The organism is Vibrio sp. 10N.261.51.A3, from assembly GCF_041471965.1.
Taxonomy (GTDB): domain Bacteria; phylum Pseudomonadota; class Gammaproteobacteria; order Enterobacterales; family Vibrionaceae; genus Vibrio; species Vibrio crassostreae_C.
The window spans coordinates 22,950-43,037 of sequence record NZ_JBFRPK010000081.1; the positions used below are offsets into that span (position 1 = coordinate 22,950).

At 43.7% G+C, this 20,088-nt stretch carries 19 protein-coding genes and 1 pseudogene; 7 read left to right on the forward strand and 13 right to left on the reverse strand.

What is annotated here, in order from left to right; translation table 11 throughout:
* Positions 1 to 151: 151 nt before the first annotated feature.
* The gene (locus AB4371_RS18505; protein ID WP_372150456.1) at positions 152 to 1,936 is read left to right on the forward strand and encodes an SgrR family transcriptional regulator; all 1,785 of its coding nucleotides are present in this window, start codon (positions 152 to 154) and stop codon (positions 1,934 to 1,936) included.
* A 187-nt stretch (positions 1,937 to 2,123) separates the two neighbouring features.
* Positions 2,124 to 3,185: an MBL fold metallo-hydrolase gene (locus AB4371_RS18510; protein WP_029235615.1), complete on the forward strand. Its 1,062-nt coding sequence runs from the start codon at positions 2,124 to 2,126 to the stop codon at positions 3,183 to 3,185.
* Positions 3,186 to 3,296: 111 nt separating this feature from the next.
* On the opposite strand, the gene AB4371_RS18515 is transcribed toward AB4371_RS18510, so the two are convergent.
* The gene (locus tag AB4371_RS18515) at positions 3,297 to 3,722 is read right to left on the reverse strand and encodes a MarR family winged helix-turn-helix transcriptional regulator (RefSeq protein ID WP_017060573.1); all 426 of its coding nucleotides are present in this window, start codon (positions 3,720 to 3,722) and stop codon (positions 3,297 to 3,299) included.
* A gap of 97 nt (positions 3,723 to 3,819) precedes the next feature.
* Here AB4371_RS18515 and AB4371_RS18520 point away from each other — a divergent pair, with 97 nt between their 5' ends.
* The 4 genes from AB4371_RS18520 (at position 3,820) to AB4371_RS18535 (ending at position 7,160) form a co-directional block, all read left to right on the forward strand.
* Positions 3,820 to 4,311 (forward strand): DUF2798 domain-containing protein, encoded by a 492-nt coding sequence (locus tag AB4371_RS18520; protein ID WP_372150457.1) that lies wholly within the window; start codon positions 3,820 to 3,822, stop codon positions 4,309 to 4,311.
* A gap of 33 nt (positions 4,312 to 4,344) precedes the next feature.
* The gene (locus AB4371_RS18525) at positions 4,345 to 4,650 is read left to right on the forward strand and encodes a DUF3861 domain-containing protein (protein WP_017069212.1); all 306 of its coding nucleotides are present in this window, start codon (positions 4,345 to 4,347) and stop codon (positions 4,648 to 4,650) included.
* Positions 4,651 to 4,856: 206 nt separating this feature from the next.
* Positions 4,857 to 5,621: a hydratase gene (locus AB4371_RS18530; RefSeq protein WP_372150458.1), complete on the forward strand. Its 765-nt coding sequence runs from the start codon at positions 4,857 to 4,859 to the stop codon at positions 5,619 to 5,621.
* Between the two features lie 189 nt (positions 5,622 to 5,810).
* Positions 5,811 to 7,160 (forward strand): Na+/H+ antiporter NhaC family protein, encoded by a 1,350-nt coding sequence (locus AB4371_RS18535; RefSeq protein ID WP_372150459.1) that lies wholly within the window; start codon positions 5,811 to 5,813, stop codon positions 7,158 to 7,160.
* Between the two features lie 201 nt (positions 7,161 to 7,361).
* Here AB4371_RS18535 and AB4371_RS18540 read toward each other — a convergent pair whose 3' ends face one another.
* From AB4371_RS18540 to AB4371_RS18560, 5 genes are all read right to left on the reverse strand, one after another.
* Positions 7,362 to 8,522 carry a multidrug effflux MFS transporter gene (locus AB4371_RS18540; protein WP_102394171.1) on the reverse strand — a complete coding sequence of 387 codons (1,161 nt, stop codon included), beginning with the start codon at positions 8,520 to 8,522 and terminating at the stop codon, positions 7,362 to 7,364.
* Between the two features lie 210 nt (positions 8,523 to 8,732).
* Entirely contained in the window at positions 8,733 to 10,226 is a 1,494-nt protein-coding gene (locus AB4371_RS18545; RefSeq protein WP_240698176.1) for a methyl-accepting chemotaxis protein, read from the reverse strand.
* Positions 10,216 to 11,073, reverse strand: coding sequence for an ABC transporter substrate-binding protein (locus tag AB4371_RS18550; protein ID WP_102394170.1), 858 nt, complete (start codon positions 11,071 to 11,073; stop codon positions 10,216 to 10,218). Before AB4371_RS18550 ends, AB4371_RS18545 begins: the two co-directional genes overlap by 11 nt.
* A gap of 221 nt (positions 11,074 to 11,294) precedes the next feature.
* On the reverse strand, positions 11,295 to 11,675 hold the full coding sequence (locus tag AB4371_RS18555; RefSeq protein ID WP_017064884.1) for a hypothetical protein: 381 nt from the start codon (positions 11,673 to 11,675) through the stop codon (positions 11,295 to 11,297).
* Positions 11,676 to 11,830: 155 nt separating this feature from the next.
* Positions 11,831 to 13,543, reverse strand: a complete 1,713-nt coding sequence (locus AB4371_RS18560; protein ID WP_017072196.1) for an RluA family pseudouridine synthase — start codon at positions 13,541 to 13,543, stop codon at positions 11,831 to 11,833.
* A gap of 279 nt (positions 13,544 to 13,822) precedes the next feature.
* Between AB4371_RS18560 and AB4371_RS18565 the strand changes: the two genes are divergently transcribed.
* Positions 13,823 to 14,275 carry an NUDIX pyrophosphatase gene (locus AB4371_RS18565; RefSeq protein WP_017060581.1) on the forward strand — a complete coding sequence of 151 codons (453 nt, stop codon included), beginning with the start codon at positions 13,823 to 13,825 and terminating at the stop codon, positions 14,273 to 14,275.
* A gap of 17 nt (positions 14,276 to 14,292) precedes the next feature.
* Here AB4371_RS18565 and AB4371_RS18570 read toward each other — a convergent pair whose 3' ends face one another.
* The 7 genes and pseudogenes from AB4371_RS18570 to AB4371_RS18600 all read right to left on the reverse strand — a co-directional run.
* Complete coding sequence (locus AB4371_RS18570) at positions 14,293 to 14,730, reverse strand: bifunctional diaminohydroxyphosphoribosylaminopyrimidine deaminase/5-amino-6-(5-phosphoribosylamino)uracil reductase RibD (protein ID WP_102394169.1); 438 nt, start codon at positions 14,728 to 14,730, stop codon at positions 14,293 to 14,295.
* Between the two features lie 155 nt (positions 14,731 to 14,885).
* Positions 14,886 to 15,440: a nucleotidyltransferase family protein gene (locus AB4371_RS18575; RefSeq protein WP_372089714.1), complete on the reverse strand. Its 555-nt coding sequence runs from the start codon at positions 15,438 to 15,440 to the stop codon at positions 14,886 to 14,888.
* Positions 15,440 to 15,727: a putative quinol monooxygenase gene (locus AB4371_RS18580; RefSeq protein WP_017060584.1), complete on the reverse strand. Its 288-nt coding sequence runs from the start codon at positions 15,725 to 15,727 to the stop codon at positions 15,440 to 15,442. The genes AB4371_RS18575 and AB4371_RS18580 overlap by 1 nt, the downstream gene beginning before the upstream one ends.
* 950 nt (positions 15,728 to 16,677) lie before the next feature.
* Complete coding sequence (locus AB4371_RS18585; protein WP_136978731.1) at positions 16,678 to 17,535, reverse strand: hypothetical protein; 858 nt, start codon at positions 17,533 to 17,535, stop codon at positions 16,678 to 16,680.
* Positions 17,535 to 18,389 carry an ABC transporter ATP-binding protein gene (locus AB4371_RS18590; protein WP_017072200.1) on the reverse strand — a complete coding sequence of 285 codons (855 nt, stop codon included), beginning with the start codon at positions 18,387 to 18,389 and terminating at the stop codon, positions 17,535 to 17,537. The genes AB4371_RS18585 and AB4371_RS18590 overlap by 1 nt, the downstream gene beginning before the upstream one ends.
* Entirely contained in the window at positions 18,386 to 18,757 is a 372-nt protein-coding gene (locus AB4371_RS18595) for a GntR family transcriptional regulator (RefSeq protein WP_145575318.1), read from the reverse strand. Before AB4371_RS18595 ends, AB4371_RS18590 begins: the two co-directional genes overlap by 4 nt.
* Positions 18,758 to 18,980: 223 nt before the next feature.
* Positions 18,981 to 20,088, reverse strand: a pseudogene (locus AB4371_RS18600) (EAL domain-containing protein); the annotation flags it as partial.

Here is a 20,088-nt window from a genome sequence, read left to right on the forward strand (position 1 = left end):
TGACCCGTTCATTATGGATAATTAAGAGGAACTAAAAAACAGATGGTATTTTTATTGGTTGTTCCTGTTTTGGTCGCATTACACTACTTTTTGATGAATGTGTTTTATAATGAGCTTAATTAGGAAGAGCTATCTTTAAAAGGTTCACTATTTGTCTGATCTAAACATGATGCGTTACTACACGCGGCTAGAATCGTTCGAGCCAAACATTTCTCATTCAGTCACCCTAGCCGAAGTAGCGGATATGCTGTTTACAAGCTTGCGTCACGCTCGAACTTTACTTGGTAAGATGCATCAAGCTGAATGGGTGGTGTGGGAGCCAAAAGTTGGCAGGAATCAACGCTCTAACTTAACACTGCGTTTTAGCAATTCAGAGTTGGCGCAGCATGTTGCAATTAAACTGATAGAGCAGGGCAAGTACGAAAAAGCACTTTCCATATTGGATAATGACCGCGCTGTGTTTGGTTCTTTACTGCAAGAAACTTCCGGCGCGACCATGCGTGAAGGGCTGCTGCACGTTCAATTAACCTATAAGCGTAAGTTTGAGGATTTGTTTCCGCACCATATACACCGCAGTAGCGAACGATTTTTGATCAGACAGGTGTTTAGCTGCCTAGTGACGTGTAATGGTAAAGGTGAGTTAAAGCCTGAACTGGCGCATCATTGGCAATATGATGCTGAAAAGCTCGTTTGGACTTTCTATCTGCGCCCCGGTCTGACATTTCATGATGGTCAGCCAGTTGATGCCAAGCAGCTGGTTGCTTTGTTTACTGCTTTACAAGCTCTGCCTTTCTATCAAGCTGAGTTAGATCATGTTTCTTCCATCTACAGTGAACAGCCATTGAGGATCAGCTTTCAACTCACCAAAGCAGACACCGGGTTCGCGGGCTTATTAGCTGGCGTTAAGTATTCGATTCAACCTGCTGCGCAAGTCACACGAGAGCCATCGCCATTAAATTCGGTCTCTCATGCTGTGATTGGAACCGGCCCCTTCAAAGTGGTTGAGACCAATAATGAACGAATCAAGCTTGCCGCATTTGAACACTATTATGGTTGCCGCTCGTTAACCGATGAGGTGACTATCTGGCAGTTTGAGGAATCAATGACGGGCACTGCTCGTTTCGATGACAGCCAAATGCACGTATCGCCTTATGGAAATTCTTCTTGTTTCCATCAATTAGGGAAAAGCGATGCGGAACTTGTTTCAGCAGACACAGACGGCCTTCGTAGCCGAGTCGAGGATGGATGCTTGTTTATCCTGTTCAATCAGAACTCAGCGGCTAACCCACTAAATAATGAGCAGCGCAAATACCTTTCACAACTGACCAACCCACAAGCGATTTTGTCACAGTTGGAACATAACAAGGGTCTGTTTAGTGTCTCTTTAGCTCAAAATATACTGCCAAGTTGGCAGAAATTGTATCGAACGCCTTCGAAAGAGACACAACTGCCGAAAAAGATGAGTATAGCGGTTTACGATTATTATGCGTTGTATCGATGTGCGATTTGCGTATCTGACATACTCAAACGATATGGTGTGGAAGTTGAGGTGAACACCTACAGTTTTCGAGAATTGGCTCAGTTATCTCAGAGTGGCGATTTAAAAGAAGATTTGGTATTGTGTAACCTGAATCTCGATGATAATGCGCCATCTTCGCTGTTCTCGTGGATGATGAACGATCCTGTTTTGCACTCTGCTTTAGGAGAGATGAACAGCGATTGGCTCAAGCAGCGCTTGGATAGTCATAAAGCATCCGTGGAACTGCCTAATTACTTGGCAGAGCTAGAACCTATCGCGTCTACTCTGATCTCAGATTATTGGTTAGTGCCTATGTTCCATCACTTACAGACCGTTCGTTTCCAAGGGATTCTTAAAAACGTAGCCATCACCAACTGGGGATGGCCAGATTTCAAGAATGTATGGTCTGCTGATTAACCTTTCTGACTAGCTAAATAACTAAGTTAACTCGTTGCCAAAGTTGGTTTTTCCAAAATCGACTTTGACACGCTTACGTCTAGATAAATTAAAAATTACACTCTGTGGTTTACTTTTTGGTTTTGGTATATAAACTAGTCAGTGTAGTTTTTGAGTTGGGTCTTTCCCAACGGTTGAAGAGATACCAATGAAAAAATATCTATTACCGATTTTAGGAGTACTTGCCGTGGTCGCTATCGTAAGCACAGGTTCACAATCAAATGACAATCTAGATAAGCTTCCAAAGAAGTTTGCTAACAGTGAGTTAGAGTACAAATCGGGCATGTCTGATATTTTTTCAATCTTGAAAGCGTATGTAACCGTGGAAAGAAATGAGCCAGTGCCACGTGCTGCATTGCCTTTGATTCCGATGACAGCCGAGCAATTGATCGAAGAGACAGAAGACGTTGCGTACCGCTTAGGTCACTCAAGTGTGATGATGAAGCTAGATGGCAAGCTAGTGATGACTGACCCTGTGTTCAGTGATCGAGCATCACCAGTGCAATGGATGGGGCCAAAGCGCTTTCACCCAACCCCAATCTCACTGCAAGATCTACCTGACATCGATGTGGTAGTGATCAGCCATGATCACTACGACCATTTAGACAAAGGTGCCGTGAAGGTATTAGCCGACAAAGTAGGGACGTTCTTAGTGCCATTAAGAGTGGGTGCACTGTTGGAAAAGTGGGGCGTGGATAAAGAGAAGATCATCGAATTGAACTGGTGGGAATCGGCAACGGCCTCAGACATTGAGTTCACGTTGACACCGACACAGCATTTCTCTGGTCGTGGCTTGCTTGATCGTGACCAAACACTGTGGGGCAGTTGGGTTATTAACGCTTCAGACAAGAAAGTCTTCTTTAGCGGTGATTCTGGTTATTTCAATGGCTTTAAAGAGATTGGCGACCGTTTTGGGCCGTTTGATTTAACCATGGTTGAAACGGGTGCGTATAACTCACTTTGGGCGGATATTCATATGTTCCCAGAACAGAGTGTTCAGGCACACATTGATCTGCAAGGTAAGGTGATGATGCCAATCCACAACAGTACCTTCGACCTTTCTATGCATGATTGGCAAGACCCAATGGAACAAGCACTGGCGATAAGCAAAGAGCGAGATGTACAAATGGTAAGCCCGGTGATGGGTGAACGTTTGGTGATCTCAGAGCCTGTACCTGTTCAGGCATGGTGGAAACTAGCATCGAATTAGAGCTGTCGTCCAAATAGACATAGCTAAACCACTAAGCTGTACAACCCAACTTATACACGAAACGCCACCGATCTTACGATTCGGTGGCGTATTTTAGTTTTATTTTTAAGATCAGCTTTCTAAGTTCTGCGCCATTTTCTTCGCAATTTTTCTGAATTGTTCTAACTCGTCTTCGGCCATGCCTTTGGTCATTCTCTTCAGCATGTCTCGATCGATATCCGAGACCTTACTCATGATCTCTTGACCCTTATCAGTCAGAACCAATAACTGGCTGCGCTTGTCTTCCGGGTTCGGAGACTTCTTCACAAGTTCCTGATTGATCAAGGCATTAATGAGCCGAGTGACCTGTGCTTTATCACGATCTAGGAAGTGTGCGATATCGATAGCGGTACATGGAGACTTCTTAGTAATGATCTTCATGACACGAATGTTCATAGGTGCGATCTCTGAGTCTAAGCTCTCAATCTGTTCGCTCATTTGACGTTTCAAAGAGTGCACTAGACGAAAGATTGATTCTAGCGATGTGTTATCAGACATAAACGATCCTTAGAAATATAGTTGACATTATCAACTACTGTATTTATAGTTGACATTATCAACTTAATTGTTCGTAAATTCAAGACAGGAAATAGATATGACGATTCAAGCAACTCTAACGCCAACTCTTCCTGAGCAAAAAGGCACACCGGTTTTATACAAAGTTTTGGTCATGATGAGCTTAATGCTGACGATTGGCGGCAGTTTAACGGCTGTGATGACTTACATGAATGTCGGATTCGGCGAGGAATTTATTGGCAACTGGCTTTCTTCGTTAGCCCTTGTTGTCGTGATCATGATGCCAATGGGCACGGTGATGATGGCTTTAGTCACCAAAGCCGTTGCTAGAGTGTTCACAACTTATAGCGAGAAAGTTCGCAACCTGATCGTAGGACTGATCATGGCATTCATAATGGAGTCCATGATGGCATTTGTAACAGCGGCAAATAACATTGGATTTTCGGATACATCGGCGTTTACCAGTGGATGGTTTAATGGATTTATTGCCGCGCTTCCTGTTGGCCTTGCGATCATGGTCGTAATGTCGATGACGGTTAAACCTAAGCTAGAACGATTCATGAAGAGCTAGCCAAAACATTTCACAGCATTGTAGGAGATCCACATGAAAGCATTTACAGGCAAACACAATAACTACCGCATCACTATTGAAGAAGTGAGCGTTAAAGAAGACCGCGAACTTCAAACCATGCAGTTTGAAATTGAAGACAGAGAAAACATGTTCGCGATTGTTGAGAAGATCAAACAAGACAGCGGCTTAGATGAGCAATCAGCAGCACGACTAGGCGTGAGTATCCGCTTACTCGGCCCATTGATGATGCAAGATAGAAAGCATCCTCTGTTTGTTAATTTTATGCCTCACTTCAGAGACTTCATGCAAAACCTTAAGAAGACCTTGAAAGGGCAGTAAAGCCTAACCATCAGCAACACATCGAAAAGCCAGTAACGAACTTACTGGCTTTTGTTGTCTTTAAATCAAAATAATTTCAGTTGTTTGCGTTTAGAATATGCGAAAATTGATGGCTGAATTTTCGGTGTAGCACCGTTGTTGAATTGTCTATTCAAGCTTTAAGAAATCCGATATTATACTGGTCATAAAACTAAAGGTGGTATTATATGACAAATGTATTTAAACAAGCAGCTGAAGAACTGTTGAGTCGTCGCGTTGCTGGCACCAAAGCACCAAGATTGGACGAACAGTACCGTCCGAATAACTTGGAAGATGCGCTAAAGATCCAATCTTCAATGATCGATTTGAAAAGCGATAAAGTCGGCGGTTGGAAGTGCTTACTTCCTCTGGCTGAAGACAAGTTTGTTGTTGCGCCAATCTTCTCGGGCAGCGTTCAACAAGGCGAAGTTTGTGAACTGTTTGCAGACAACGATGTAGTGCGTGTTGAGCCTGAAATTGCATTTACTCTTGCTAAGAGTCTGCCTGCAAACCAAGATGGCTACAGCGAAGAGCAAATCAACGAAGCGATTGGTTCTTGTCACATGGCACTTGAGTTAATGCAATCTCGTTTTGCGGATGACAGCGGCGCTGAGTTCTATGAAAAACTGGCCGATGGCCTAGTAAACCAAGGCTTATTCATTGGCCCTGAGATTGATCGCGAAAAAGCGTTCACTTCTGCAGAGATCAGTATTGAAGTGACTCAAGGCGAGCAAGTTCAAGCATTCGACGGTAAGCACCCGAATACACTGCCACCAAGCCCAATTTACTGGCTGATTAACTACATGACGCGTCGTGGTGTTGATTTCCAAGCGGGTGAAGCAATTATCACGGGCTCTTACTGCGGTATCGTGGAAATGGAATTCGATAAACCAACGACCTTCCATTATGAAGGTATTGGCGAATACCAAGTAACCTTCAAGCAGAAACGCTAACTTCTAGCGACGCACTATCTGTTATCGAAAGGCTGTTTACTGATGAGTAAATAGCCTTTTTTATTACGTGATGCTCAATAGGGTTCTTATTACTTTGCATTAAATTAGGCGTTTAGACGTCTAGACGTTGACAAGTTCTAAGTGTGACATTAGTCTGCTCTCCTTCCTGTTCTATTGTGTTGTCGTTCCATGTCCAATTCAAAAAATTCTAACGCGGTAATTGCCCCTTCGGCAGTGGCGCTTATCCCTCTGATCGTTTTCCTTGCGCTGTTTATTGGCGTGGGTACATACCTGTCGCTACAAGGCGTCGATTTTGCTTTCTATCAGCTTCCAGCTCCGATTGCGGCTCTGCCTGCCGTGATGTTAGCGCTGCTATTGAGCAAAGATAAATTGAACCGTGCGATCGAGCAGTTCTTAGGTGGCGTGGGTCACAAAGACATTATTGCAATGTGTATGATCTACCTATTAGCGGGTGCTTTTGCTGCTGTGGCTAAAGCTTCTGGTGGTGTGGACGCGACGGTAAACCTTGGTCTATCGGCTATCCCAACGAGCATGATCCTACCGGGCATCTTCCTTATTTCGGCGTTCATTGCGACGGCAATGGGTACTTCTATGGGTACTATCGCTGCGGTTGCTCCTGTTGCACTAGGCATTGCTGACTCAGCTGGCATGAGTATTCCTCTAACCGCTGGCGTGGTGCTAAGTGGCGCTATGTTTGGTGACAACCTTTCTATCATCTCAGATACCACGATTGCTGCGACTCGCTCGCAAGGCTGTGAGATGAGAGACAAGTTTAAAGAGAACATCCGTATAGCACTTCCTGCTGCACTTATCGCGATTGTTATCTTTGCTTTCAACAACACAGCAACTCAAGTTCCTGAAACAGGCCCAATTGAATGGCTGAAAGTCCTTCCGTACATCACTATTTTGATTCTTGCTGTATCGGGTATGAATGTATTCGTTGTGCTGACGATTGGTATCTTGCTGGCGGGTGGCGTGAGCCTAGGTTCTGTTGAGAACTACGGTATGACGGATTACGCTCAAGATATCTACGCAGGCTTCGGCAACATGCAGGAGATCTTCTTACTGTCGATGCTGATTGGTGGTTTGAGTGAGCTAATGCGTCGCCAAGGTGGATTGGCGTTCCTGACTAGCTTAGTAAGTGGTGTGATTCGTGCGTTTGGCTCTTCACACTCTAAGCAAGCGAATGGCCGTGCGAGTGAGTTGGGTATTGCGGGCTTGGTATCAATGGTGAACCTATGTACTGCAAACAACACGGTAGCGATTATTGTGTCTGGTAGTGTGGCTCGCCAATTAGCTGAAGAAAATAACGTTTCTCCACGTCGCTCTGCCAGCTTATTGGATATCTTCTCTTGTGTGATTCAAGGCGTATTGCCTTACGGTGCACAGGTATTGCTATTAGGTTCGGTATTTAACTTATCGCCTTTGGATATCGTGGCTAATTCTTACTACTGTTTCGCGCTTGCAGTCGTTGCTGTGTTCATTAAACACCCAGCACGTCAAGTGGCTCAAGCTTAGTAATAATTGACCAAACTGAGTGCTCACTGGCTCTGATAAGAAGGCTCCTTAATAGGAGCTTTTTTGTGCGTGAAACTCATGGCTTGAAAATTCAATGTACGTCTTCAAATACAAGAAAACCGCCTATGTAGACGGTTTCTAATTTCGTTATAGCGGTTTTCAAGTTTATTGTAGTGTGAATGACAATTAGGCTTGAGAGCTTTAATTCAGCTTATTAGTCACGAACTCTTTGTTTCTGACCATTAGCCACATCAGGCCGCCTAGCGTACCGATGGATAATTGGATAAAGCCTAGGTTTTCAATCAGTGACTCTGGGCGGATTGAAACTAATACCATGCCAAGCGAGCCACAAATCATGCTGAAGAACTGTATCAGTGCGACGGCAGAGCCCGTGTCATGATCTTGTTGATTCAACATTAAGTTGGTGCCCGGTACTCGCATGATGATCGCCATTAATGTTGCTGGAGCAGCGATGAACATAAAGAACCAAGGGGACAGGTCGCCAATGGTTAGGGTGAAGATGCCCGCAAGCGCCAATAAAGCAAAACATCCTGAGATGACCTTTTGAACCGGCATTCGGTAGGACAACTTAATGTAAATTGTTGGACCAAATGAGGCGCATAATGCATTGAATGCGAACGCGTAGCTAAACTGTTGTTCGGTCAATCCAAAGTGATCGATGTAGATATAAGAACCCGCCGCAAGAAAGCCCATCAACGCCATCGGTATGATAGAGAAAATGACCAGTAGCTTGAGGAACGAGCGGTTTTTCATGACCACGCCCATTCTTCCCCATGAACGGAACATGGAACCTTGGTATTTGGTTTCGAGCGTTTCTCGATAGCAGCAAGCTAATACTGACGCAAATGCACCAAAAATGGCGAGGGTGACGAACATCATTCGCCAAGACGCAATTTTCAGTAGAAAGGCACCAAATACAGGCGCAACCATTGGCGCGATGATCACCAGTGACATGATAGTCGCCATGATCTTTTCACGTTCTCGGCCATCATAAAGATCTTTGACAATGGCGGTAGCGATAACGGTGATAGCACTACCAGCAAAGGCTTGGAATACACGAGCACCAATTAACTGTTCGATGCTATTGGTCATCGCGCACAATATGCTCGCGACCATATAACCCGCTAATCCAATTAATAGGATCGGCTTACGACCGAATTTTTCGCTGAGCGGCCCCCAGAACAAAAGACCGATGGCGTAAGTAACGAAGTAACTGCTCAGGGTTAGGTTGACCATGGATCGGTCAGTATTAAACACCTCGACCATCTGCGGAAGCGCAGGTAGGTAAAGGTCGATGGTCAATGGAGGGAAAGCACTTATTATGACGAGAAAAAATAGCATACCGGTCTTTCCCAGTACTGGTTGTGGTCTCTTCAAGGTGGCTCTCCGTTGTCCAAAATAGGTTTTTAATTGGTGTGATAGTATCTTTAGGTTTTGTATGATTAGTTATCTCAAAGCTCTAAAATCAGCAAGGATTTGTGACCTCTAAATGTTTAACATCGAGTTGAAAGGTTCAAGCCAGCAAGTACCTATGCTGGCTTGAGGGTATACTTAGAACTTAAATTTAGCAATCTGAGTGGAGAGGACAGTAGTTTGCGTCAAGATATCATTGGATACGTTTGCCAAATCGTCATTCACGTTAACTAGTTCTTTTGCACTACTATCAAGAGACTGCATGTCATTTGCGACTTTTGAACTAACGTTTGACTGCTCTTCGCAGGCGGATGCAACAGAATCTACCATGCCATTGATGGACGTTACGGAAGAGATAATGCTCGATAGTGCTTGCTGTATTTCATCTGCGCTGGTTTTTGTTTGCTCCACTAAAGCTTTCGAGCTCTGTGTTGCAACAAATGACTCGTTTGCTTCTTTTTGTAGGCGTTCAATAATAGATTCAATTTCATTGGTTGAATCATGGGTTTTAGACGCTAATGAGCGCACTTCATCCGCAACAACCGCAAAACCACGGCCAGACTCACCGGCCCGTGCCGCTTCAATAGCTGCATTCAATGCCAATAAATTAGTTTGTTCCGCAATCGCTTTGATGACTACAATCACTCGACCTATATCATCACTGCTTACTTTTAGTGAATTCGCACATTCCGCTGCACTTTCCAGACTTACGACCAAGTCATCAATATTACGTTCATTGATATCGATTGTGTGACCACTTTGCTGACAAAGCTCGAGTGCATCATTTGATTGATACAGCGTATTTTCCGTATGAACAGCAATTTCTTTGGTTGCTAAATCAAATTGCTCAATGCTGTGCAAACTTTCTTGAGTTAACAAAGATTGTCGTTGGCTTTGTTGGTTCATTTCATCACGTAGTTGCGATATACCGTGGCCACTCTTATCCAACAGTTTGGTCGTGTTCGATGTTTCGAGAATGATAGATTGAATAGTAGCAACGAATTGGTTGAATGCTTTCGCAAGTGATGTGACTTCATCATTGCCTACTTCCGCAACACGTGAAGTGAGGTCTCCTCCACCAGAAGCAATTTCATTCATTGAATCAGCCATGTTTTTGATGGGCCTGACGACTTTTCTATCGAGGACTATGGAAATCAGAATCAGGCTAGCAATAAATATGCAAAGCAAAATACTAATCGCAAGTTGCATAGAGTTCATTAAATTAGCATTCGTCACATCATGGTTAAAACCAACATTAACTTTACCGATAGGCAATGAATCCCATGAAATAGCCATCGATGAGGATTCATCAATGTCACGTGGATTAACACTACCTAATATGTTGTTATTTTGATCGAGCACTTGAATGTTTGCGATTACGTCATTATTTGAATACGCTTCAATGATATTAAGTATCAGTGTCTTATCGTATGCATAAACAGGTTCTTGCAATATCACACTTAATTCAGAGGTTATACGCTGGATTTCTTGTGAAGATTTATCAGTAACGTTTGATTGGTTAATCATAAATTGGATTGGCAAAGCGATAGCAGCAACAATAAGCATCACTGCAGCGATCAGTAAAACCATTTTTTTTGTTATTTGGTTCATAAAAATGTACTCAGTTGGCAAGCGGATCAAAGAAATATTTTTCTGGGATAGAGCGGGTGTCTTCGGTCAGATATGGATTTTCAAGATCGATAATAGTTCGCTCTGAAAGGTTGGCCCGTGAGAGCGCCATTCTTACTTCGGAGTCTTCGAAAAAGAGTTTCTCATAGGTGCCATCAGCGAAAATTTCTTCAACCACTTCTGTGATGTGTTGCTGAAGTTTTGTGTTTTCTTTTTGGACAAAGAGCATATATGGCATGCGATAGCGGAGCATGACATGACTATCAACAGCTAAAGGTAGTTCTGGGTATGATTGCATTTCTGCAAATGGTTCCATGACACCACGAGCAAACAAGTGGCACCGATTACCAGCAAGCATCATCTCAAAAATATTTGGATATTTAAGCGATTTAGCGGTTTTTATACCATTGGCATCAAGAATGAATGTGTCTGGCCATGTTTTCCCTGAACAAACTTTAAAGCGCGTGAAATCCGCTTTAGATCTTACGTTTGCGAGTAATTGTTTATCTTTTTCATGAATTAATCCGATTCGCATACCAAGCATTCCTCGATATATAGGGAACAATATTGGAGCAAAGCGTTTTTCCATGTCGAGACTGGTCGCTGACCAATAAAGGTCAATCTCTCCCGACTCTAAATCCGCCATAACTCTTGATTGAGCAGGTTCCCCTGTTGCTTGATAGACAAACTCGATTTCATCGAATCGGCTCGAGCGATTAACAATTTCTTGAACCAAAGTAAGGTGCAGTTTTTTGTCATTCGGTTTACCTGGCAATCTTAAAGGTTCAGCGTAAGTTATTTGGCAAGTACTAAAAATAAGTATCAAAAAAGTAAAAATGGAGCGAAACATTCTTGGTTCTATAGGCGTGTGATTAAGTGGCGGTAATATCGGTTACCGTGTGCTATTTTGATACGAAATTAACGCCACATTGTGACTTTTCTCTCGTTTTGTATGGGTAATTTAATGCAAGGTCGGATCTGAAATATAAGCATGTAAATATAGGTTTCCAGCCCAATCAGGGTAGCTTGTAATCGCCAGCGACACATTGTAATGATTATAGACTTGGCTTGTTATCTTTTCTTTGGGCGTTTTTCGACTAAACCGTTACGCTCTAAACCACGTCGAACGCTGCTGCATAGTTTACCAAAGCGGCGCAGTTCTTCGAAGTTAGGGCCTTGGCCAATGGAAATACTGTGCTCCCAATACATTAACTCGCTGTCGACCATCTCAAGTAGTTTCTTAGAGCAACCCGAGCAATTTCCTTTTGGACCACAGATAAACGTCTCTGACTCGTAAAGTGGGAGTTCGTTTTTAACTTCTTCAATTAAGTTAAGCATTGCCGAGTTTAAGTCTGGCTTTTTGGATGTAAGTGGCTTCAAGCTCGGTGCTTGAGTCGCAATTAATGGGGAAGTCAGTTTGTTAGGTTGTAAATTCAAAGCAGCTGATGACATATCAAAGGCCTCAAGGAGAGAAGAAGGTGGGCATGCTACTCTTCACAACAAAGTGAATCTTGATGTAGTGCAATAAGCGTGGATATATACCCAAAAGAGGTAGGAGCCACAAGCGGTTGTGACTCCTTATCAAAGCTCGCTACTAATGAGAGATTTTAGAATTCGGCGTCGAACTGGAATTCCATCCACTCTTTGGTGACTGGGTGGTGCAGCGCAAGTCTTTCTGCGTGTAAGTGCAATCGGTCGGCTTTATTGCCATACAAGCCGTCACCGACGATAGGCATGTTAAGGCCTTCTTGGTGTGAACAGTGAACACGCAACTGGTGTGTACGCCCTGTTTTAGGATGCAGGTAAACCTTAGTGGTTTGCCCGTTTCGCTCAATCACTTCCCATTTGGTTTCTGCTGGCTTGCCGTGTTCGAAGCAGACAATTTGACGAGGGCGGTCGTACAAATCACCACGCAATGGCAGTCGAACATAGCCTTCATTTTCTGTTAGAACGCCTTCAATCATTGCCACGTAACGCTTTTCGACTTCACGAGTAATGAACTGCTTCTGTAAGCTCTTGTTCGCACGTCGTGTGAGAGCGAAGATTAGAATGCCAGAGGTCGCCATGTCTAAGCGATGAATCACAAATGGGCCTTCAACATCGGGATGCATTTCTTGAACACGTGTGTAGGCGGAATCTTTGATGGTTTTACCCGGCACGGATAGAAAACCTGCTGGCTTGTGTACTACCACGATGTGCTCATCTTGGAACAGAATATCCAGTTCTTTGCCTTCTGCTGGGTTCTCTAGCAATGGGTTTGGATCGACTTCTAGGCCTTTCATCATATGGCCTAAAATCGGCACACATTTACTCTGACAAGAAGCGTAGTATTTCTTGTGCTTGCGGATTTCCGACTTTGGAGAGCGGCCCCACCAAAATTCAGCCAATGCCAGTGGCGTGTAACCATGTAAGTACGCGTATTGCAGCAATTTAGGCGCAGCGCATTCACCAGAGCCAGCTGGTGGTATCTTGTTTGGCGTGTTTTCAAAGATTTGGTTAAGGTCTTCAACGTTTCCTTCCGCATTTTGGAAAGCGTATTGTGAAAACAACTTGTGTTGAAGCTGATGAGAAATGTGTGCTCTTTGCTCTTTTAGCTCAGCCAGTTGAGTGTTGAACACATCAACTTTAGCTTGCAACACTTGCAGGGTCTGTTCCCAGTTAAGTTTTAGGTACTTCTGCTGGTTCTTGTCGGCAACACTGGCTTTGTTTAGCTCATTATTTAGCTGTTCGAAAGCTTGCTCATCAAGGTTTTCTTTACCTTGTTCACGTTGTTCTTTACGCGTTTTTCGGCCTTCAATAATCAATAGACGTTGAGCTTCAATCTCTTGCTCGGCTTGCGCTTTTTGCTGTGCCAGTTGCTCGCACAATTCAAGGTATTCAGTATTTGCTTGCAGCGCTTTAAACTCAGCGTTGACAGCCATCATGTCGGCTGTGTCTTGATGGAAAAAGCTGTCGCTGCTGAGCATGTCGAACACGGGCGGTACAAAGTGAGGCAGTAGGTTTTGGTCGGCGATTTTCCCTGAAAAAGCAGAGAAGTACCCCAATTCACCTTCAGGGCTTTTCACCAATAACACACCAAACATTTTGCCGCGACCAGCGTCAGAATCCAGTCCGAAGTCATGCTGCCAGTCGGTTTGAGTTTCTAGATATTGTTGAAGCTGATGAGAAGCGATTTCACACAATGGGTGCGGTTCGTAGTAGAACGGGAATGTGAAACGCTCAGGCAACGAATATGACTCGATCGGCTGTTGAAAACGAGTGAAGCAATGCTCAGGTGTGTGGCTGTTTTCTGAGTCGTGCGTTGGTTTTGATGAGTGCATAGTCGTATTAATACTTATATCGTGGTGATAAATGGTTGTGAGTCTACTGTGTATGTTCAGAGACGTTAAACACAGTACAAGGCGGCGATTCTACTCTTTATCGAAAAGCGCCTCAAATAAGAAATAGTTCTATTACTGGGTAGCCAAGCGACGAGCCTATGAGTTATGGCTTGAACGCCATTAATTGATGAGTAACTTCTCGTTTTTAATCATAGAAGACAATTTAACAAACCAAGGGTGGTAGCCTTGCCGCCCTCTTATTAAAACTAAGGTAACGTTATGATTCCACTCAATACTTCGATTGTTTCCGGTGTCGCTATTTCAGAGAGCGACGGACAAATGAAAATGCTATTAATGAAGCGTGTTAAAGGTGAGTTTTGGTGTCACGTCGCAGGCTCGATTGAAGCGGGTGAAACAGGCTGGCAGGCTATCGTGCGCGAGTTTGAAGAAGAGACCCAAATTAAAGTGGAAGCTTTGTATAACGCGCAGTTTCTGGAGCAGTTTTATGAGGCGCACGTGAATGTGATTCAGCTAATCCCTGTGTTTGCGGTGCTATGCCCACCCAACCAAGCGATTGAACTGAATGACGAACACACCGAGTACCGCTGGTGTAATTTAGAAGAAGCAAAAGCGTTAGCGCCGTTCCCCAACCAACATGCCGTCTACGATCATATTTGGTCGTATTTTGTCGATAAGCCAGTCAATCCGCTTTACCGAGTGAAATTGAACTAATACTGGCTGTTTAAGATCTAGGACTTACCAAGGTAAGAGGTTAAAAAGGCGCTCACTTGCGCTTGGCATAACCCCACTTCTACCTTCACACCGTGCGATTCAAGGATCGCAACACCACGACCATTATTGCGAGGGTCTGGGTCTAGCATCGCCACGACTACGTGTTTTACACCTGCTTTAACCAATGTATTGGCGCAAGCGGGAGTTCTGCCAACAAAAGAGCATGGCTCTAAAGTTACGTAAGCGGTAACCCCCTCCATTGTTCCGTCCGTTTTGTCGTTATAACTATTCAGTGCTTCAACCTCGGCGTGGTTTCCGCCGACTTTTTGCGTGTACCCAACAGACACCACCTTATCGTTCTTCACCAAAACGCAGCCTACTGGCGGGTTTGGTTGGCAATCAGGTAAGGCTTGGCGCGAAGCTTCGAGTGCTTGCAGCATGTATTGTTGGTTCATGGTCGTTACTCAGTATGACGAGAGAGCGTAGCAGCTAGTCGCCACGCGTGGTTGATGAGTTGGTTAATTACTAACTTAATAAGCTAATAAGTGGGGCATGTTCGATCTGATTGGACTTTTAGTCAATGGTTTTAGCGTTTGAATTCGACTGCTAGTTAACTGTGACTCATCGTTAACTTGGGCCACTGGGTTAGCCAACCTTTGGATTGCACTCTTTGATCAAAGATATCTCGGCTACGCTTTGGATTGGGTGTGATTTGCAAATCAAACAAACTCTCTAAGCCAAAGGCAGAAATACACTCGATGTTTCCATGGAGGCTTTGTTTCACGGCGACGGCGGTTTCTTTCTCTGGCCAATAACTCATCGCATCCAATGAGCCTTGGTAACGTTCATCCCCATTTCTAGTGTGCATGTAGGCTTGATTGCGAACTTGCCAATTCAGTTCGGGTAACCGTTGTTTAAGCTGAGCCTCGTATCTAAGATCCGATTCGTAAGAGGTATCAATGGGATCAAAGTAGATCACATCAATATCATTGAATGGAGTCGGGGAGGCATTACCATGCTGGTGATCCCAAACGAGGTTTCTCACAAAGCCCGCAGCGACATAACACTGCGGCAAATCCAACTGAGCGACACAGTCTAAAACCTTCATTCGTAAGGGATCTTGTTTGATCAACGTGACGATGCGTTTGGCTAGCGGATGTATCATTATGATGTCGGAACATCAGTGACTTGGTAATGACGTGTCACGTTCTGGGAGATTTCACCCCATTCAGAGGCTTTTACTCGCTGTTGGTGCATTTCGAATGCTTCTCGGCTAGTGAATTCTTCATACACTTCAAAGCGATTAGGTTGAAGCGTGCTTTGACTGACTCGAAACACAATACAACCAGGTTCTTCTAGTGTCAGTTCTTTGTGCACAACCAAGGCATGTGTCACTGCTTCTAGGTCGTTGTCTGGCACTAGAATATGCCCTTGCAGAATTACTTTACTCATAATTACGTCCATTTAATTACGTCTATTTAATTTGGTCCATTACGGCTTTTTTCTATCAAAAGCTCTATCCGTTACAAACATAATCCCATTTTGATGTTGTAACGTATAGGCTAATGTGGCGATTATTAGTTCACATTGAATGTATTTTTTAGTTACACCGTAACTTTAAAGGTGATGTAATCAACAAATGACAAGACACTGGAACTAAATCAACGTTGGTCCGGTCTATTAAATTAGTATCATTGAACTGTATTGATACTGAAATGAATTTGTCATCTGAGAGAACTAACCTTAATTTTGAACAGCGGCTCATAGGATTGAATTGAGCCATAGTTGATATCTAGGTCATACTTTGATGTAAATGGTACTCAAAACTCTATATATTTTGTGATTTGTATCATTGATCTGGGCATCAAACACCGTTAGATTCGAATGGTTGGCAATAAAAATAGCTCATGAAGAGCAGTTAAAGAAAAGGAAATATCCCTTATGAAAAAAATGAGAAGAGCACAGCTTCATCGCGTTCGTATCCAATACTGGAAAGACACGTCAAAAGAAGCATCAAAGAAATAAGCTTTAAATCGTAAAGCTTTAAAAGCTGAAAAGCTTAATAAAATGTAAAACGCAACAAACTGATTTCATTAGCACTCTCAAGGACCTTCATCTGGTCGGCGACTAGCGAAATCATCCCCAAAGAGCTGGCAGGCATTAACAACAATGCAATTCAATGTCAGCTCATTAATACCTCCTCTAAGTTTATCTTCGTTTGTTAAACCTGTTACCCCAAACTAAAGCTTGTTCCTTGTTCCTTGTTCCTTGTTCCTTGTTATCGCATCCCTGTACTCGTTAACGTCTTGATAATAAAAAAGCTCCCGATTTCTCAGAAGCTTTGATTTAGATTTTGATATCTGATGTGACTGCCCGATAAAGGCTCGTGCTTAGGATAGACTCTAACGTTGGAATAGCGTCTTTAAGCTCACGTCATCCGTTCTATTTAGCTTTAGGCTCAGCAGATAGCCGCCAATGCCAATCAGTACGTAAATACTTAACGATAAAACCGGTGCTTCAGCAATCGCGCTGAATGGGTTGCTTGCTGTCAGTACCTTCATTGGAAGTGATGCGATGAGAGATAGGAAATCGTTGATGCCATAGAACCCAAACACTGCGACAGAGAGGAACTTAATCGCATAGCTTGAGATGAAAATGACAAGCAATGGAGAGTTTACCAGCTGCGAAATCGCTAGAGTGACGGTTGCCAGTGGCAATAAAACCAGTGCAACTAACATCATTCGTCCAAAAAACACGACCCAGTTGCTCAGCACATAAAACAGAGATTGTTGTTCAACCAATAGCGCCAGTTGTTGTTCACTTGAGACGTTCAATATCCAGAATAGAAAATCTGCGAACAGTACTAACAATGCACAGATAGCCGGAATCACCACTAAACCGAAGCCGAGTTTCACACCGTGAGTCATTGCGTTAGATACCGGCATACTTCTCCAAAACATCGAACTGCCTTCTTGGCGCTCTTTACGCAGCGTTTTAGGGATGTAAAGCGTTGATAGGATCAGTGAAATAAGGCCCGCGCCAAAGTAGATCACTGAGTTGAGGTCTTGTGCGAACTCTCTGTGGATGTCGCTCACGTCACCGTTCACTTGCATTTCGAAGAAAAACTCATGCTGCGCTGCGCCATTGAAGAACAGACTAACGAACAGTAAGAAACCACATAACGCGACAAACAGAGGCAATCGAGTGTTAATTTTGTGCTCGATGAGTTCTTTTTCTAGCATGTAAAAACTTGGATGCATTATGCCTTCTCCGTCTGTGTTGCAAGGAATAGATCTGCGAGACCAACGTTATAGATGTTACCCAGTGATTCAACTTGCGCTTTGTATTGACCTTCCAATAACCACTTAGTAGTGCCTAGCCCTGATTGTGAGGTCAGTGGGTTGAGTTTCTGAATCTCGCTTGAATGGTTGTTTGCGACTTCAATAATGAAATAGTCGCTCTCGATGTCTTCCATGCTTTTTTGCAGTACACAATGACCTTGCTTCAAAATCAGTACATCCGTTAAGAGGTGTTCAATTTCTGAAACCTCATGGCTTGCAATGATCATGGCGCGTTCACCGTCGTGGAACCATTCTAGTAGGTGGCGATAAAAAGTATCGCGGTACAGCAAATCTAAGCCCAGTGTCGGCTCATCTAAGATCAACACTTGAGTGTCAGTCGCGATGATGATCGCAAGGTGAAGTTGTACTTTCATCCCTTTAGAAAGCTGCTTGATAGTAGAAGACAACTTAATGTTGGTGCTGCTTAATGTCTGTTCTGCTTTTTGCTTGTTGAAGCTAGGGTGCACACCTTGTGTGTATCGAAGCAGTTGTTTAACCGTCATCCACTCTGGTAACACGTTAACATCTGAGATGTACGACAAGTGCTGCATGAGCTCTGCGTGCTGGTGGATAGGGTGGTAGCCGTTTACTTCAATCTCACCTTGATAGTTGTGTCCACCAAGCAGTGATTTGATCAGAGTCGATTTCCCTGCGCCATTATGGCCCAGCAATCCAAGCACTTGCCCCGGTTTTAACTCAAAGCTGATGTTCTCGACACCCACTTGATTTGAATAGGTTTTGGTTACGTTTTTCACGGAAAGTAAAGTACTCATGACTTGTCCTTTATATGTTGTGCTAGCTGTTTCACGAGTTCTTCGACACTCATATCAATGATGCTTAGCGTCTCAGCGATGGCTGGGATCTGTGTGTTGATGAATGATTGGTGTGCGGACTCTTTCAATTTTTGAAGTGCCCCTTCGGCCACATACATGCCTTGGCCGCGTTTTTTCTCTACCAAGCCTTCATCCACCAGTAACTGGTAGCTTTTCATGACAGTAAGGTGGTTGATCTTGAGATCGGCGGCAACCGCACGCACAGAGGGCAATGCTTGTTGCTCTAACCAAACACCTTGAAGAATTTGGTCACTGATCTTTGCGGCAAGTTGCCTAAAGATCGGTTGGTCGTCTTTCCATTCGGTCATAATTAAAACTGCATGGTGATATACATGTGTATAACACTAACCTTTTTATTCGAATTGGCAAGGGTTTTATGAAAATGGATCGGATATTTTTATATTTGGATAAAGCATGTTTGGCGGGGAGGGTACTTGAAGCCTACGTCCTTGTGGGCTCTCAAGCAGCTGTATGAGCGATGATTATTTGAATAGGAAATGGTTGCTGATCAAGATTTCTATTAGGCTGGGCCTATTGCTCCTTTGAGTCATTAGGCCGGCTATATAGGTAACCTTGATGTAAGTTGTAGCCTAACTGACACAAGATATATTGCTGCCTACGCGTCTCGACACCTTCATAAATCATTGTGATATTTGATAGGCGTCCAATCTCCGAGATATTGAGCAATACACCCTGATGATGCTCTCCTGACTCGATATCCTTAATGTTATCGATAACCTCACACCCATAGCCAATGTTCGAATATTCAGTAATCTCTACGACAAACTCATTCGCTTCCATCGCGGCTAAATGCTCTCTGAGCCTTGCGAAGTTCGACCCTACCAAAGCACTCGGACACACGTTGACACCATAGATCTCATGGCTGTTGTTTAACTTCGCTTTTCTGACTGTCTCGATGAGTAAAATAGTATGAAAGGTGAGTAAATTGGTGCGTCTCATGGTGTTGATGAAGCTTAAAACGCCAACGTTACGCACACGAGATAACAACTCGTAGTAGAGAACGCAGTTGTCTTCGGTGTTGATGATCGGCTCTTCTTCAAAGGAGATGTGTTTCCAACGAAACAGGTAGATCACGAAACCCAGAATATAGGAGCGATAAAGCAGGGTGGCGAGTATCAGAGAAAGCGCAATCCATAGTGCAACAATGTCGTCACTGTAGAAGGTGATGGTTGCACCCGTTGGTAGGGAGGTTTGATAGATAGATTTACTCTCTTCGCCAAGGTTTAAGATGTGGTAACCATTCTTCTGGATGGAAATCGAATCGACTAATAGAGGCAATAGTGAGTTCTTGTATCGAGCTTCGATAGATCGTTTAGATATTCGAGCAACCATCTCAATGTCGTGCTCGGTATCCATGAAGCGTGAATAGGCAAAGTCAGCACTATCGTAGAAGTCGTCTAATTGATTGAGCTCTATCATCTTAGAACGTGTTTTAGAGATATAGCAGGAGTCATAAGGTGTGGTCATGACGACAGAATCAAGGTTGAGCGAGTGCCTTAGCGAGTGCACAGCCCCGTGGCTATCGCAACCGTAGTCCATGACTTCTGCGGCAATGTGTTTGGTGTTCTCACTGTATTCATTCGCAATCTTCGTCGTATTGTAGTGGTCAACTGATATT